This is a genomic window from Variovorax paradoxus, assembly GCF_009498455.1.
GTDB classification, from domain to species: domain Bacteria; phylum Pseudomonadota; class Gammaproteobacteria; order Burkholderiales; family Burkholderiaceae_C; genus Variovorax; species Variovorax paradoxus_H.
In genome coordinates, this window is record NZ_CP045644.1 from 6863379 (window position 1) to 6878045 (window position 14667).

The window sequence follows — 14667 nt, forward strand, 5'->3', positions numbered from 1 at the left end:
GGATTGACGCTGCAATTCCCGGGCCACGCCGGAAGCCGAGGGTTTTCAGCCTTTTTTCAGGCGTTCGCGATCGCGGTCCAGGCGGTGGCGAGCAGCGTCACGCCGGCCACAAACAACAGCCCGGCGACCAGCCATTGCAAGGTGCGCGGCTGCAGCTTGTTGGGCAGGCGGTGGTGCAGCCGCGTCGCGGCGTAGACCACGGGCATGGCGCAGCCGGCGAGCAGCGCCGAGTGCCACGAGAAGTGGCCGGTGGGCACCACGATGACGAGCCGCACGAGCGAGTTGAAGGCGAACATCAGCAGCAGCGCGCGGCGCACGAGTTCGCGGTCCAGCGGCTGGCGGTACATGTGGAAGACGATGGGCGGGCCGGAGGCGGAAAACAGCCCGCCCAGCACGCCCGAGAGCCCGCCGATGAGGGCGAAGCTGGTGCGGCCCGACACGGCGGGCAGCGGCTTGCCCTGCAGCAAGAGCAGCACGGCGCAGATCAGGATCGACACGCCCAGCAGGCCCCGCAGCCAGTCCACGGCGCTGCCGCTGAGCCACACGAGCAGCATGAGCCCGACGATGACGCCGACGGTGCTGCCGTTGAGCGCGGGCTTCATGAGCTGCCAGGGCACGGGGCCGGGGCGCGCGCGAAAGTAGGTCCAGGCATTGAGGAGGCTCAGCACGGTCGCGGCATTGGCCGCATCGTTCACGCTGGCGATGTCGAACACTGACACGAGGCCCAGCAGGATGAGGCTGAACGCAAAGCCCGTGAGGTTCTGCGCATAGGTGGCCAGGCCCACGCAGGCCATGAAGATCAGGACCGGGACGGCCCCGGAAAGAATCGCTTGCACCTCGATGCCGTCAGTGCGCGCCGAGGCTGGCGGGACGTTGGAAGGAGGCGGAGGAACGGGGATGCGGGACGGACATGCGGACGGGGATCGGGGACTTAGGCGCGAGGCGGGAGCGCTTGAGAATAACGCGTGTGTTCGGGGCGCGTGCCCAGGCCACCGGGTACTTCCCTCCGCGAATGTCCTCCGGCCTTCGGCCTCCCCCTTGATTTCGCTGCGGGAAGCACCCAGTGCCCTGCGCACGCCGAGCGCTGTCGTAGTGCTGGCCCGATCAACGACCGCACTGAAAACGCTCACGTCGATGGGGTGCCTTGCGCAGCGAAATTAAGGGGGAGGCCGCAGGCCGGAGGACATTCGCGGAGCAAGGTACCCCGTCGGCGGGAGCGTCGCCCTGGATAACTCGATCAGCGCTCCGAGAACAAGGCCACGATCACCTGCCGCAACCACCGGTTGCCCGGGTCGGCCTCGAAGCGCTTGCTCCAGTGCAGCGACACCGTGAAGTCGCGCAGCGGGAACGGCGGCTCGACGATGGCGTAGCCGCCTTCGGCCGCGAAGCCGCGCGCGATGTTGCGCGGCATCACGACCGCGAGGTCGGTGGCGCGCACGATGGCGGGCAGCACCATGAAGTGCTCGGTCGTCAGGCGCAGCCGGTCTTCGAGGTTCAGCAGCTGCAGGATGCGCAGCGTGTCGGCATGGGTGCGCACGGCCACGTAGTCGAGTTCGTGCAGCGCGGCGAGCAGCGCCTGGCCGCTGCGCCGGCGCTTCACGAAGGGATGGTCGTGGCGCAGCAGCACGATGTAGCGGTCTTTCAGCAGCTGGGCGCGCTGGGTGTCCTCCACGTGCGGCAAAAAGCCGAAGGCGAAATCGACCTTGCCGCTGTCGAGCGCGGTGGCAATGTCGCCCGGGGCGAGCGGCAGGGTCTCCACGCGCACGCCCGGCGCCAGCTCGCGCAGCCGCGCCATCAGCGCAGGCAGGAAGCGGCCCTCGCCGATGTCGCTCATGTGGATGCGGAACAGCTTGCGCGAGGCGGCGGGCTCGAAGCGCTCGGGCTCGCTCAGCGCCTGCTGCAACATGGCCAGCGCCGACTGCACGGGCACGGCCAGCCGCTCGGCGCGCGGCGTGGGCGCAACGCCGCCGAGGCTGCGCGTGAACAGCGCGTCGCCCAGCAGCAGCCGCAAGCGCGTGAGGCCGTGGCTGGCCGCGGGCTGCGTGAGGCCCAGCGCCTCGGCGGCGCGGCTCACGTTGCGGGTGCGGTAGACGGCGTCGAACAACCGGAGCAGGTTGAGATCGACCGCGTCGATATGCACGCTATTCATATTCGATAGCTGGCTCATTGCATTGAAGTATGACGCAGGCCCGCCCACACTCCCGCGTTCTCCTCACGACAAGAAGCACGAGACACGATGGAAGTTTCATTCAGCAAGGAAGTGGAAATGCTGCGCCTGGGCGCGGGCGACACCTTCCACGGCGAGGGCATCCTCGCGATCACCAAGGGCCTGCTGCAGTCGGGCGTGGCCTACGTCGGCGGCTACCAGGGCGCGCCGGTGTCGCACCTGCTGGACGTGATGGTGCAGGGCAAGGCGTACATGGACGAGCTGGGCGTGCACGTCGAGGCCTGCTCCAACGAGGCCTCGGCGGCGGCGATGCTCGGCGCGTCGATTCACTACCCGCTGCGCGGCGCGGTCACCTGGAAATCGATCGTCGGCACCAACGTGGCGGCCGATGCGCTGTCGAACCTGTCGTCGCCCGGCGTGACCGGCGGCGTGCTGATCGTGGTGGGCGAAGACTACGGCGAAGGCGCCAGCGTGATCCAGGAGCGCACGCACGCCTACGCGCTCAAGTCGAGCATGTGCCTGCTCGATCCGCGGCCCGACCTGGGCGTGATGGTGCGCATGGTCGAGCAGGGTTTCCAGCTGTCGGAGGCGTCGAACATGCCCTGCCTGATGGAGCTGCGCATCCGCACCTGCCACGTGCGCGGCAGCTTCGACTGCAAGGACAACATCGCGCCCGCCGTGTCGACGCGCGCGCTGATGGACGAGCCCGCGGGCTTCGACTACATGCGCCTGGCGCACCCGCCCGTCACCTTCCGCCACGAGAAGCTCAAGGGCGACGAGCGCATGCCGGCGGCGCGCCGCCACATCGTGGCGAACGGCCTCAACGAGCTGATGCCCGGCCAGCGTCACCCCGACCTGGGCATCGTGGTGCAGGGCGGCCTGTACAACGCGCTGATCCGCAGCCTGCAGCAGCAGGGCCTGGCCGATGCCTTCGGCGACACCGACATCCCGATCCTCGTGCTCAACGTGACGTATCCGCTGGTGCCCGAGCAGGTGGCCGATTTCTGCATCGGCAAGCGCGCGGTGCTGGTGGTGGAAGAAGGCCAGCCCGAGTACATCGAGCAGGACATCGCCACGCTGCTGCGCCGCCGCGACATCCAGACGCCGCTGCACGGCAAGGACCTGCTGCCGCAGGCCGGCGAGTACGGCGTGGAGGTGCTGTCGGGGGGTCTCGCGGCCTTTGCCGAGCGCTACCTCGGCGCGAGCGAAGCCGCCGCGTCGGCGCAGGCCTGGCTAGCGGGCAACCGCGAACGCCGGGAGGCGGTGGCGCGCCGGCTCGATGCGCCGCTGCCCAACCGCCCGCCGAGCTTTTGCGTAGGCTGCCCCGAGCGGCCGGTGTTTTCGGCGCTCAAGCTCGCGCAGCAGGAGACGGGGCCGGTGCACATCGCAGCCGACATCGGCTGCCACGCCTTCGGCACCTTCGAGCCGTTTTCGATGGGCCACTCGATCCTCGGTTACGGCATGAGCCTGGCGAGCCGCGCGGGCGTGGCGCCGATGATGAACCGGCGCACGCTGTCGATCATGGGCGACGGCGGCTTCTGGCACAACGGCCTGCTCACGGGCGTGCAGAGCGCGCTGTTCAACGACGACGACGCGGTGCTGCTGATCTTCAAGAACGGCTACACCTCGGCCACCGGCACGCAGGACATCATCTCCACGCCCGACGACGAGATCAAGGAACGCGCCGTCGACAAGCAGCAGAGCCTGGTCGACAAGAACCAGACCATCGAGGCCACGCTCACGGGCCTGGGCGTGAAGTGGATGCGCACCGTCACCACCTACGACGTGGAGCGCATGCGCAAGACGCTCACCGAAGCGCTCACGAGCGACTTCAACGGCCTGAAGGTGGTGATCGCCGAGGGCGAGTGCCAGCTGGAGCGGCAGCGCCGCATCAAGCCGTGGATCGCCGGCCTGCTGAAAAAAGGCAAGCGCGTGGTGCGCGTGAAGTACGGCGTCGACGAGGACGTGTGCAACGGCGACCACGCCTGCATTCGCCTGTCGGGCTGCCCCACGCTCACGCTGAAGGACAACCCCGATCCGCTGAAGGTCGACCCGGTGGCCGTGGTCATCGACGGCTGCGTGGGCTGCGGCCTGTGCGGCGCCAACGCGCACGCGGCCACGCTGTGCCCGAGCTTCTACCGGGCCGAGGTGGTGCAGAACCCGAAATGGCACGAACGCCTGTTGCACGGCCTGCGCGGCGCGATCGTCGGCGCGCTGCGGCCCGCATGAGAAGAAAGAACCGAGACATGGAACAGAACCGACAGAACCGCCCGTTGACCCTGCTCGTCTGCGCCCTCGGCGGCGAAGGCGGCGGCGTGCTCACCGAATGGCTGGTCGACACCGCGCGGCACGCAGGCTACGCGGCGCAGAGCACGTCGATCCCCGGCGTGGCGCAGCGCACCGGCGCCACCACCTACTACATCGAGGTGTTCCCGGTGCCGATGGCGCAACTCGGCGGGCGGCGCCCGGTGTTCAGCCTGAGCCCCGTGCCGGGCGCGCTCGACGCGATCGTCTCGTCGGAGCTGCTGGAGACCACGCGCCAGATCGGCAACGGCATGAGCGCGCCGCTGCGCACGCTGGTCATCAGCTCGTCGGCGCGCGTGCTCACCACGGCCGAGCGCATGGTGCCCGGCGACGGCCGCGCCGACGCGCAGCGCCTGATCGACGTGGTCAAGGCCTTCAGCCGCGAGCACCACGTGCTCGACATGGGCGGCATGGCGCGCGAGGCCGGCACGGTGGTCAGCGCCGTGATGCTGGGCGCGATCGCGGGCAGCGGCCTCTTCCCGTTTCCGCGCGAAGCCTACGAACGCGCGGTGCGCGGCGGCGACGCGGCCGCGCCCGACAAGCTCGGCAAGATGGCCGCCGCCAGCCTGCGCGGCTTTGCCGCCGCCTTCGAGGCCGTGCGCGCGCCGCGTGCCCAGGCCGCCTTCGTGCAGGGCGTGCTGGCCAGCGACGACACGCGCGACGCACCCCCGACACCGCAGGCGCTGCCCGACGACGTGGCGCGCCGCTTTCCGCCGGCCGTGCACGACATGCTCGCGCTCGGCCATGCGCGGGTGCGCGACTACCAGGACGGCGCCTACGCCGCGCTGTACGCCGAGCGCCTCGCGCGGGTGCTCGAGGCCGAGCGCGCCGCCGATCCGTCGGGCGCGCAGGGCTTCGCAGTCACGCGCGAAATGGCGCGCTGGCTGGCGCTGTGGATGGCCTTCGACGACATCGTGCGCGTGGCCGCGCTGAAGGGCCGCGCCAGCCGCGCGCGCCGCGTGCGCCAGGAAGTGCGCGCGGGCGACGAAGACATCGTGAAGGTCTTCGACCACTTCAAGCCCGGCGCACCCGAGTTCGCGGCGCTGCTGCCGCCGTCGCTCGCGCGCCGTGTGACGGCATGGGACCGTGGCCGCCAGTCGCGCGGACTGGCGCCGTGGGCGCTGCCGCTGCAAGTGGGCAGCCATTCGGTGCTCGGCATGGCCTCGCTGCGCGTGCTGGCCTCGCTCACCTGGCTGCGCCGGCGCGGCAGCCGCTTTGCCGAAGAGCAGGCGCTGATCGAACGCTGGCTCGCCGCCGTCGAGACCGGCACGCGCACGCACTGGGCACTGGGCCGCGAGCTGGCGCTGTGCGGCCGGCTCATCAAGGGCTACGGCAGCACCAACGAGCGCGGCAAGCACAACCTGCTGCACGTGATCGACGAACTCGCGGGCCGCGCCACGCTGGAGCCCACCGCGCGCGCCGAGGCGATTGCCGCGGCGCGCGAGGCCGCGCTCGCGGACGAAGGCGGCAAGGCGCTCGACGCCGCGCTCACGCGCCACGGCGCCGCGCCGCGCCCGGTGCAGGCGCAACCCATCCGCTGGATGAAGCAGCCCAAGACAACGACCACGACCTGAGGAGACAAAGAACCATGACCCCACGCCCCACCGCTGCCCCGTCGACATCGCGCCGCCTGCTGCTGGCGCTCGCATTGGCGAGCACCGCCTTGTGCGCGCCTGCCGTGCACGCCGACACCTGGCCGTCCAAGCCCATCAAGGTGATCGTCAACTTCCCGGCCGGCGGCGCGGCCGACCAGCTTGCGCGCGCCATCTCGCAGCCGCTGCAGGAGGCGCTGAAGCAGCCCGTCGTGATCGAGAACCGCGGCGGTGCCAACGGCAACGTCGGCGGCGAAGCCGTGGCGCGCGCGGCGGCCGACGGCTACACGCTGCTCATGAGTTCGGGCGGCATGGTGTCGGTGAACCCGCACCTGTATGCGCGCATGAGCTTCGACCCCGCGAAGGACCTGATGCCCGTGGCCGCCGCCGCGCGCGTGCTAGTGTTTCTGGTCACGCGGCCTTCGCTGCCGCCGACCGACGTGAAGTCGTTCATGGCCTACCTCAAGACCAACCCCGGCAAGCTCTCGTACGGTTCGCCGGGCAACGGCAGCTCGCCGCACCTGGCGGGCGAGATGTTCAAGAGCCAGGCCGGCCTGTTCGCGCTGCACGTGCCCTACCGCGGCGCCGCACCCGCGCTGCAGGATTTGCTGGCCGGCCAGATCGACTACGCCTTCGACCCCGGCATCGGCCTGAACCAGGTGCGCGCCGGCAAGCTGAAGCTGCTGGCCGTGGGCAGCCCGCACCGCTCGTCGCAGTTCCCCGACGTGCCCACGCTCGACGAGGCCGGCCTGCGCGGCTTCGACGCCGACACGGTGTTCGGTTTCTACGCACCGGCCGGCACGCCGCCCGAGGTGGTGGCGCAGCTCAACACGCAGATCAACCGCGCGCTCGCGCTGCCCGCAGTGAAGGAGCGCATCGCGGCCATCGGCGGCGAACCGGCGCCGGGCACGCCGGCCGACTTCCAGCGCCGCGCGGCAGCCGACTCGCAGCGCTTCGGCGCGCTGATCCGCGAGCGCGGCATCAAGGCCGACTGACGGGCCTAGGACAATCGACGGATGAACAGCACCACGTCTTCTCCCGACGCTTCCGGCAAGGAAGTCGTCTACACCGCGCGCGTCGAGTTCGGCGACTGCGACCCGGCCGGCATCGTCTGGTTTCCCAATTTCTTCCGCTGGATCGACGCGGCTTCGCGCCACTTCTTTGCCGAGTGCGGCGTGCCGCGCTGGGAAGAAACCGCGCAGACGCTGGGCGTGATCGGCACGCCGCTGGTCGACACGCACACGCGCTTCGTCAAGGCGGCCAGCTACGGCGACACGCTGCAGATCGCGGTGCGCATCACCGAATGGCGCGACAAGAGCTTCGTGCAGACCTACCGCGTGACGCGCGGCGACGACCTGATCCTCGAATGCGAAGAGGTGCGGATCTTTGCTGCGAAGCGCGAAGGCGGCGGCATCCGCGCGGTGCCGATTCCGCCAACGATCCGCGCGCTCTGCACGGGCTGAGCAGCAGGGCCCGCAGGCTCAGGCTGCATCGGCGGACAGGCACATCGGCATAGGCCGTCCTGCCCATGGCATCCCCCCGTCAGGGGATGCACCATGGGCGCAGAGGCCGACAGCGCCGCCCTCCTGCGAAGGCTCCCATATCTTCGGTATCGCCTGACACAACTTCTTGCGCTTCACTACGGCCCTTGGTCCATGCAGAGGAGTCACGATGCCCCGACCCAGCCTTCACAGCGCGAGCATCACGCTGAAATTGCCCTTCGACATGAGCGCCGCGCAAGAAGTGGCGGCCCTGCGCGCCGCGGGCATTCCGGTGGACGACCTGGGCAATGCCATCTCGGGCTTCCTGTTCGTGCGCTTCGGCGACGGCTGGCGCGGCGACTCGAACATCTACCGCTGGTTTCCGAGCCCCATCGAACGCAGCGCGACCGAGGCCCAGCTCCACGCCGCGCGACCCCGGCGCAGCCTCTCGCTCCAGGCCAAGGGTTGACGCTGGCAATGATGCGGTGCAACAATCCGGAAATCATCATTTCGGAGCCCCGTGCGTGGACAGTGCCAGTTGGATCAGTGACAAGACGCGTGCCTCGGCAGGCGTGACACCCCCGGCCCTCTAGCGCAGGCAGCTCCCGCGCTTGCGGCCGCCGTGTCCGCAGCGCGAACCCCTTGCCCCACGGGCAAGCGGCTCCCCCTACCGATTCCCGTTGTTCTTCGTCGCTGACTTTGTCAGTCAGCTTGCGTGCGTCCGTGCGCGAGGCCCTTCAGCGTGAAGGAGCCTTGTCATGCGCCAGTTTCAAATTCGTCCGTTGCATCCGCAGACGCGACCGTCGCACGGTCGCCCGTCGGCGCACGCCGCTGCGCCTGCACGCGTGAGCCCCGCACCGCACCTCGACGACGAGCAGGCCCTGGACCGCGCCGCCGCGCTGTGGACCACGCGCCGCATCCGCAGCTTCCTGCTGTTGCTCGAACAGCCCGGCCACGGCACGACGCGCCGCTGAAGCCCGCCCCTGCCACTCTCACCGAACAGGAGGCCCCCATGGACCCGGACCCTCGCTTGCGCCGCTGTGCGCCGCCTTCTTCCATGCCCGACCGATCCCCCATTCACCTCGCAGCCTGCCGCGCTGCGGAGGAGCGCCGCCGTCTGACTGCTGAGTAAGCACGTCGTCACGGGCGTTTCTTCCTTCGCGGCGCGCCGCACCCGAAGGAAAAACGCCCATGACCCGCGAACGCCTGCGGCGTGTCGTGCGGACGGCCACGGCCGCCCGTTCCACCGCCCGCCCCTTCCCTTCCGCCGCCCCGCACCCAGCCACGCCTGGCTCGCGACCTTGTGCGGCCTGGCCGCCGCACAGACCCACGCCGCTGGCGGACACCATGCGGTGGACGACGCCGCCATCCTCGATCCGGGCCAGTGCCAGATCGAGACCTGGGGCGGCCAGCGCCTCGTGCATGTCGGCCCGGCCTGCCGTGTCGGCCCGGTCGAGCTGGGCCTGAACCTCGAACGTGAGCGCAACGCCGACGGCCGCACCGTGCGCGCCGGCCCGCAGATCAAGTGGGCCTTTGCGCTCACCGACACGCTGAGCACCGGCGTGCTGGCCTCGGCCACGTGGCAACGCAGCACAGAAGACCGCGCCTCGCTGCGCCTCACCGACAGCAGCGTGGTGATCCCCGTCACCTGGCAGTTCGACGACGCATGGCGCGCCCACCTGAACCTGGGGCGCGACTTCCATCGCGCACAGCCGAGCACCAGCCACTCGGGCGCGGCGCTCGAATGGGCCGCACTGCCCGCGCTGTCGCTCGTGGCCGAGCGCTTCCGCGAAGGCGGACGCAACGCCTGGCGCGCCGGCCTGCGCTGGACGGCCAGCCCGTCGGTCAACGTCGATCTCAGCCACGCACGCGACCTGCGCCACGGCGGCCCGCGCGGCTGGACGCTGGGCCTCACCTGGGCGTTCGCTCGCTGAGCGCCCCCACACAGGAGAAGAAAAATGAAGAACGTCCTGAAGTCCTTTTTCGAAAGCTTCCTGCGCAGCCGGCACATGCTGCATCACTTCGAGCGCTGGCAGACGCTGTTGAGCGCCAAGCCCAGCAGCCTCGGCTCGGCCGCGATGCCGCCCGAGATCGCCAAGGCGCTGGCCGCCGCCTCGCACACCGACGCAGGCGAAGTGCTGGTGCGCCTGGACAGCTCGACGCAAGGCCTGACCGAAGCGCAGGCGCTGGCGCTGCGCAAGCGGCTGGGCAGCAACGAGGTGCGCCACGAGCAGCCGCTGCCGTGGTGGAACCTCCTGTGGCAGTGCTACCGCAACCCCTTCAACCTGCTGCTGACGGTGCTCGCGCTGGTCTCCTACATCACCGAGGACACGAAGGCCACGGTGGTGATCGGCAGCATGGTGCTGCTGTCGACCGTGCTGCGCTTCCTGCAGGAGTCGCGCTCCAACCAGGCGGCCGACCGGCTCAAGGCGATGGTCAGCAACACGTCGACGGTGCTGCGCCCCGCGCCCGGCGAGAAGGCCGGACGCGCAAGTGACGACGGCTTCGACCTCGCGAACGCCGGCACGCAGCGCATGGAAGTGCCGATGCGCGACCTCGTGCCCGGCGACGTGATCGCGCTGTCGGCCGGCGACATGATCCCGGCCGATGCGCGCCTGCTCTCGGCGAAAGACCTGTTCATCAGCCAGTCGGCGCTCACCGGCGAATCGATGCCGGTGGAGAAGTTCGCCGCCACCGCGGCCGACCACCAGGCCGGCGTGCTGGAGCGCGACAACCTGCTCTTCATGGGCACCAACGTGATCAGCGGCACCGCCACGGCCGTGATCGTGCACACGGGCGAGCGCACCTTCTTCGGCGCGCTGGCACAGCGCGTGAGCGCGAACTACCGAGGCACCACCGCCTTCCAGGCCGGCATCAACCGCGTGAGCTGGCTGCTGATCCGCTTCATGCTGGTGATGGCGCCGCTGGTGCTGGTGATCAACGGCGTGACCAAGGGCGACTGGTGGGAGGCGGCGCTGTTCGCGCTGTCGATCGCGGTCGGTCTCACGCCCGAGATGCTGCCGATGATCGTGACGGCCACGCTGGCCAAGGGCGCGGTCGTGATGTCGCGCCAGAAGGTGATCGTGAAGCGCCTCGAAGCCATCCACAACTTCGGCGCGATGGACGTGCTGTGCACCGACAAGACCGGCACGCTGACGCAGGACCGCATCGTGCTCGAACGCCACACCAACGCCTGGGGCGAAGACTCCGACCACGTGCTGCAGCAGGCCTACCTCAACAGCTTTCACCAGACCGGGCTGAAGAACCTGCTCGACAAGGCCGTGCTCAGCCACGCCGAAGTGCAGCTCGACGCGCAGCTGCAGACCCGCTGGCGCAAGGTCGACGAGGTGCCCTTCGATTTCTCGCGCCGCCGCATGTCGGTGGTGGTGGCGCACGGCGACGACGAGCACCTGCTGATCTGCAAGGGCGCGCTCGAAGAGATCCTGTCGGTGTGCACCTCGGTCGAACGCGGTGCCGAAGTGCTCGCGCTCGACGCCGACGTGATGGCGCGCATCCACCGCGTGGCCTCGGAGCTCAATGCCCAGGGCCTGCGCGTGGTGGCGGTGGCCAGCCGCACGCTGCATGCCGACGCGCGCAAGCCGGCCTACAGCGTGGCCGACGAAGCGGGGCTCACGCTGCTGGGCTACGTGGCCTTTCTCGATCCGCCGAAGGAATCGACTGCGCCCGCGCTGCTGGCTCTGGCCGCGCACGGCGTGGCGGTGAAGGTGCTGACCGGCGACAACGAGCTGGTCACGCGCAAGGTCTGCGGCGATGTCGGCATCGACGCCGGGCGCATGGTGCTGGGCCACGAGGTCGAGCGCATGAACGAGGCCGAGCTGCGGCAGGTGGTGGAAATGCGCCAGGTGTTCGCCAAGCTCACGCCCGCGCACAAGGAGCGCATCGTGCAGGCGCTGCATGCCAACGGCCACGTGGTCGGCTTCATGGGCGACGGCATCAACGACGCGCCCGCGCTGCGCGCCGCCGACATCGGCATCTCGGTGGACGGTGCGGTGGACGTGGCCAAGGAATCGGCCGACATCATCCTGCTCGAGAAGAGCCTGATGGTGCTGGAGCAAGGCGTGATCGAAGGCCGCCGCACCTTCGCCAACATGCTCAAGTACATCAAGATCACGGCCAGCTCGAACTTCGGCAACGTGTTCTCGGTGCTGGTGGCCAGTGCGTTCCTGCCCTTCCTGCCGATGCTGCCGCTGCACCTGCTGGTGCAGAACCTGCTGTACGACGTGTCGCAGATCGCGATCCCGTTCGACAACGTGGACGAGGAATTCCTGAAGACGCCGCAGCGCTGGAACCCGGCCGACCTGGGCCGCTTCATGGTGTTCTTCGGGCCGCTGAGCTCGGTGTTCGACATCCTCACCTACACCGTGATGTGGTTCGTGTTCGCGGCCAACACGCCGGAGCACCAGACGCTGTTCCAGTCGGGCTGGTTCATCGAGGGCCTGCTGTCGCAGACGCTCATCGTGCACCTGATCCGCACGCGCAAGATTCCGTTTTTGCAAAGCCGTGCGGCCTGGCCGCTGCTGGCCATGGGCGCGGCGATTGCCGCAGTCGGCATCTGGCTGCCGATGGGGCCGCTGGCGCACTACTTCAAGCTGCAGGCGCTGCCGCTCTCGTACTTCCCGTGGCTGGTGCTGATGCTGGTCGGCTACGCGACGCTGACGCAGGCGGTGAAGGGCTGGTACGCGCGCAGGTACGGCTGGCAATAAGAACAGGCATCACCCGGCGAACGCAGGATTGCGGCTGTCACACAAGGCCGCTACCCTGCGCCGCACACAGAAGATCAGGAGGATCACTCATGGAAGCCATCCGCAACATCAACCTGCCTTCGCTGCTGAACACCTTCATCAGTGTGGGCGCGGCCTTTCTGCTCGGCTCGCTGATCGGCTTCGAACGCCAGATGCGCCAGCGCACCGCGGGGCTGCGCACCAACACACTCGTGGCCGTGGGCGCCGCCGTGTTCGTCGACATGGCGGCCCGCCTGGGCGGCCCCGACGGCTCGGTGCGCGTGGTCGCCTACGTGGTCTCGGGCATCGGCTTCCTGGGCGCGGGCGCGATCATGAAAGAAGGCGCCAACATCACGGGCCTGAACACGGCGGCCACGCTGTGGGGCTCGGCTGCGGTGGGCGCCTGCGCGGGCGCCAACCTGCTGGGCGAAGCGCTGATCGCGGCACTCTTCGTGCTCGCGAGCAACACGTTGCTGCGCCCGGTGGTGAACCGCATCAACCGCCGCCCGGTGCACGAGGAATCGAGCGAGGCGACGTACACGGTGCGCGTGATCTGCTCACGCGCGGCGCGGCCCGAGGTGATGGACCAGCTGCTGGTGCAACTGGAAGCCGCGAACTACCCGGTGCGCGACATCGACCAACACGCCTTCGGGCAGGCCGACACGGAGATTGCTGCGACGCTCTACGCCACCGCGGTCGAGCCCGAAGAGCTCGACCAGGTGATTGCAGAGCTGGAAACGCTGGAAGGTGTCCAGCAGGCGTTCTGGAACGCCTCCGCCGAAGACTAGTTAAACGCCGAGGATCGAAACAGCCTTGGTGTTCAAGTACGCCTCGATCGCCTCGGGACCGCCTTCCGAACCGTAGCCCGAATCCTTCACGCCGCCGAACGGCATTTCCGGCGAAGGCGTGGCGGGCTGGTTGATCCACAGCATGCCGAGCTCGAGCTTCTGGCTCAGCAGGTGCGCGCTCTTGATCGACTTGGTGAAGGCATAGCCGGCCAGGCCGAAAGGCAGGCGGTTGGCTTCGGTGATGGCTTCTTCGAGCGTGTCGAAGCCGCGGATCGCGGCGATGGGGCCGAAGGGCTCGTTGTTGAACACGTCGGCGTCCAGCGGCACGTCGGTGATGACGGTGGGCGCGAAGAAGTTGCCGGTGTCGCCGACGCGGTCGCCGCCGGTCGCGATGGTGGCGCCCTTCTTGCGCGCGTCTTCCAGCACGTGGGCCATGGCCGTGAGGCGGCGGGCGTTGGCCAGCGGGCCGAGGTTGGTGCCTTCGGCCAGGCCGTCGCCCATCTTCAGGCCTTCGGCGTGCTTGACCAGCAGGCTCGCGAACTCATGGCGCAGGCTGTTGTGCACCAGGAAGCGGGTCGGCGAGATGCAGACCTGGCCCGCGTTGCGGAACTTGGCGGCACCGGCGGCCTTGACGGCCAGTGCCACGTCGGCGTCTTCGGCCACGATCACCGGGGCATGACCGCCCAGTTCCATCGTGACGCGCTTCATGTGCGAACCGGCCAGCGCGGCCAGTTGCTTGCCGACCGGGGTGGAGCCGGTGAACGTGACCTTGCGGATGATCGGGTGCGCGATCAGGTAGCTCGATATTTCCGCGGGGTTGCCGAACACGAGGCCCACGACGCCGCCCGGAATGCCGGCGTCGACAAAGGCCTTCAGCAGCGCGGCCGGCGAGGCCGGGGTTTCTTCGGGCGCCTTCACCAGGAAGGAGCAGCCGGTGGCGAGCGCGGCGCCGAGCTTGCGCACGATCTGGTTGACGGGGAAGTTCCACGGCGTGAAGGCCGCGACCGGGCCGACCGGCTCCTTGATGACCAGCTGCTGCGCGGCCAGGTTGCGCGAGGGCACGATGCGGCCGTACACGCGGCGGCCTTCGTCGGCGAACCACTCGATGATGTCGGCGGCGGCCATCATTTCGACCTTGGCTTCGCCCAGCGGCTTGCCTTGCTCCTGCGTCAGCAGCTTGGCGATGTCCAGGGCGCGTTCGCGGATCAGGCCGGCGGCGCGGCGCATCACGGCGGCGCGTTCGTTGGCGGGCGTGTCGCGCCAGGCTTCGAAGCCGCGCTGGGCGGCGGCCAGGGCACGGTCGAGGTCGACGATGCTGGCGTGCGCCACCTTGCCGATGGCCTTGCCGGTGGCGGGGTTCAGCACGTCGAGCGTCTTGCCGTCGGCGGCGTCGACCCATTGGCCGTCGATCAGCAGGCGGGTGTCGGTGTAGGTGGCGGTCATGGCGAACTCTTTCCTTCGAGGACTGGATGGTGAAAACGAAACGGGAAATCGGGCGCGCGGCGCGGCACCCCGTGGGGGTGGGCATGCGACAACGGCGGCCAAGCGCCGCCGGGGGCCGTAGATTAACCTGAGTTCACAAAGCTTGCCCGC

12 protein-coding genes are annotated in these 14667 nt (G+C 69.4%); 9 read left to right on the top strand and 3 right to left on the bottom strand.

Annotated features, from left to right (window positions below):
• Window positions 1-56: 56 nt before the first annotated feature.
• Together GFK26_RS31875 and GFK26_RS31880 are read right to left on the bottom strand one after the other, a co-directional pair.
• Window positions 57-836 (bottom strand): sulfite exporter TauE/SafE family protein, encoded by a 780-nt coding sequence (locus GFK26_RS31875; protein ID WP_153285490.1) that lies wholly within the window; start codon window positions 834-836, stop codon window positions 57-59.
• A gap of 401 nt (window positions 837-1237) precedes the next feature.
• Window positions 1238-2149: a LysR family transcriptional regulator gene (locus tag GFK26_RS31880; RefSeq protein WP_153285491.1), complete on the bottom strand. Its 912-nt coding sequence runs from the start codon at window positions 2147-2149 to the stop codon at window positions 1238-1240.
• Window positions 2150-2236: 87 nt separating this feature from the next.
• Here GFK26_RS31880 and GFK26_RS31885 point away from each other — a divergent pair, with 87 nt between their 5' ends.
• The 9 genes from GFK26_RS31885 (at window position 2237) to GFK26_RS31925 (ending at window position 13074) form a co-directional block, all read left to right on the top strand.
• Entirely contained in the window at window positions 2237-4396 is a 2160-nt protein-coding gene (locus GFK26_RS31885; RefSeq protein ID WP_153285492.1) for an indolepyruvate ferredoxin oxidoreductase subunit alpha, read from the top strand.
• A gap of 17 nt (window positions 4397-4413) precedes the next feature.
• Window positions 4414-6045 (top strand): indolepyruvate oxidoreductase subunit beta family protein, encoded by a 1632-nt coding sequence (locus GFK26_RS31890; RefSeq protein ID WP_153285493.1) that lies wholly within the window; start codon window positions 4414-4416, stop codon window positions 6043-6045.
• Between the two features lie 14 nt (window positions 6046-6059).
• A complete protein-coding gene (locus tag GFK26_RS31895; RefSeq protein ID WP_153285494.1) occupies window positions 6060-7058 on the top strand; it encodes a Bug family tripartite tricarboxylate transporter substrate binding protein in 999 nt (332 codons plus the stop codon).
• Window positions 7059-7079: 21 nt separating this feature from the next.
• Window positions 7080-7526 carry an acyl-CoA thioesterase gene (locus tag GFK26_RS31900; protein ID WP_153285495.1) on the top strand — a complete coding sequence of 149 codons (447 nt, stop codon included), beginning with the start codon at window positions 7080-7082 and terminating at the stop codon, window positions 7524-7526.
• Window positions 7527-7734: 208 nt separating this feature from the next.
• Window positions 7735-8013, top strand: coding sequence for a hypothetical protein (locus GFK26_RS31905; RefSeq protein WP_194273990.1), 279 nt, complete (start codon window positions 7735-7737; stop codon window positions 8011-8013).
• A gap of 289 nt (window positions 8014-8302) precedes the next feature.
• Complete coding sequence (locus tag GFK26_RS31910; RefSeq protein WP_153285496.1) at window positions 8303-8518, top strand: hypothetical protein; 216 nt, start codon at window positions 8303-8305, stop codon at window positions 8516-8518.
• 327 nt (window positions 8519-8845) lie between these two features.
• Window positions 8846-9478 (top strand): hypothetical protein, encoded by a 633-nt coding sequence (locus GFK26_RS31915; RefSeq protein ID WP_153285497.1) that lies wholly within the window; start codon window positions 8846-8848, stop codon window positions 9476-9478.
• A 24-nt stretch (window positions 9479-9502) separates the two neighbouring features.
• Entirely contained in the window at window positions 9503-12268 is a 2766-nt protein-coding gene (gene mgtA / locus GFK26_RS31920; RefSeq protein WP_153285498.1) for a magnesium-translocating P-type ATPase, read from the top strand.
• An 89-nt stretch (window positions 12269-12357) separates the two neighbouring features.
• Window positions 12358-13074 carry an MgtC/SapB family protein gene (locus GFK26_RS31925; RefSeq protein ID WP_153285499.1) on the top strand — a complete coding sequence of 239 codons (717 nt, stop codon included), beginning with the start codon at window positions 12358-12360 and terminating at the stop codon, window positions 13072-13074.
• Here GFK26_RS31925 and GFK26_RS31930 read toward each other — a convergent pair whose 3' ends face one another.
• A complete protein-coding gene (locus GFK26_RS31930; protein ID WP_153285500.1) occupies window positions 13075-14517 on the bottom strand; it encodes an NAD-dependent succinate-semialdehyde dehydrogenase in 1443 nt (480 codons plus the stop codon). It lies immediately after the preceding gene.
• Between the last annotated feature and the right edge of the window lie 150 nt (window positions 14518-14667).

What these genes read in the sequence shown, in the direction of transcription:
- GFK26_RS31930 (WP_153285500.1), bottom strand. Translation starts at nt 14,517, where the DNA reads ATGACCGCCACCTACACCGACACCCGCCTGCTGATCGACGGCCAATGG.
- GFK26_RS31880 (WP_153285491.1), bottom strand. Translation starts at nt 2,149, where the DNA reads ATGAATAGCGTGCATATCGACGCGGTCGATCTCAACCTGCTCCGGTTG.
- GFK26_RS31885 (WP_153285492.1), top strand. Translation starts at nt 2,237, where the DNA reads ATGGAAGTTTCATTCAGCAAGGAAGTGGAAATGCTGCGCCTGGGCGCG.
- GFK26_RS31905 (WP_194273990.1), top strand. Translation starts at nt 7,735, where the DNA reads ATGCCCCGACCCAGCCTTCACAGCGCGAGCATCACGCTGAAATTGCCC.
- GFK26_RS31895 (WP_153285494.1), top strand. Translation starts at nt 6,060, where the DNA reads ATGACCCCACGCCCCACCGCTGCCCCGTCGACATCGCGCCGCCTGCTG.
- GFK26_RS31900 (WP_153285495.1), top strand. Translation starts at nt 7,080, where the DNA reads ATGAACAGCACCACGTCTTCTCCCGACGCTTCCGGCAAGGAAGTCGTC.
- GFK26_RS31910 (WP_153285496.1), top strand. Translation starts at nt 8,303, where the DNA reads ATGCGCCAGTTTCAAATTCGTCCGTTGCATCCGCAGACGCGACCGTCG.
- GFK26_RS31925 (WP_153285499.1), top strand. Translation starts at nt 12,358, where the DNA reads ATGGAAGCCATCCGCAACATCAACCTGCCTTCGCTGCTGAACACCTTC.
- GFK26_RS31890 (WP_153285493.1), top strand. Translation starts at nt 4,414, where the DNA reads ATGGAACAGAACCGACAGAACCGCCCGTTGACCCTGCTCGTCTGCGCC.
- mgtA (WP_153285498.1), top strand. Translation starts at nt 9,503, where the DNA reads ATGAAGAACGTCCTGAAGTCCTTTTTCGAAAGCTTCCTGCGCAGCCGG.